Source organism: Pseudomonas peli (assembly GCF_050563605.1).
In the GTDB taxonomy this organism is placed as follows: domain Bacteria; phylum Pseudomonadota; class Gammaproteobacteria; order Pseudomonadales; family Pseudomonadaceae; genus Aquipseudomonas; species Aquipseudomonas peli_A.
This window is the reverse complement of sequence record NZ_JBNXUH010000066.1, coordinates 1-225: the sequence shown is the minus strand read 5'-3', so window position 1 is coordinate 225 and position 225 is coordinate 1. Positions and strand designations below refer to the sequence as shown.

At 63.6% G+C, this 225-nt stretch carries 1 pseudogene; it reads left to right on the top strand.

Features of this window, described 5'->3' with window-relative positions:
* Positions 1 to 62: 62 nt before the first annotated feature.
* A pseudogene (locus ACQ4LH_RS21095) lies at positions 63 to 209 on the top strand (bifunctional adenosylcobinamide kinase/adenosylcobinamide-phosphate guanylyltransferase); the annotation flags it as partial.
* Positions 210 to 225 lie beyond the last annotated feature (16 nt).

Below are 225 nucleotides of genomic sequence, written 5' to 3'. Positions count from 1 at the left end.
GCCGSCATACGAGCTCGCTCTTTTCKTCTGGTGGGCTGGGAGYTGTGWTAAAAGAGAMRGGGGGGGGGGGGNGGTGNCCGCGGGGCGAGCTGCCCCGCCGTTATGTTGACGAGGCGGGCTGGCTGCATCAGGCCCTGGCTGAGCGTTGTGAGCGTGTGGTGTTTACCGTGGCGGGTTTGCCGATGGTTCTCAAGGGGAATGCGCTATGAGTGAGCAATGGTGGCA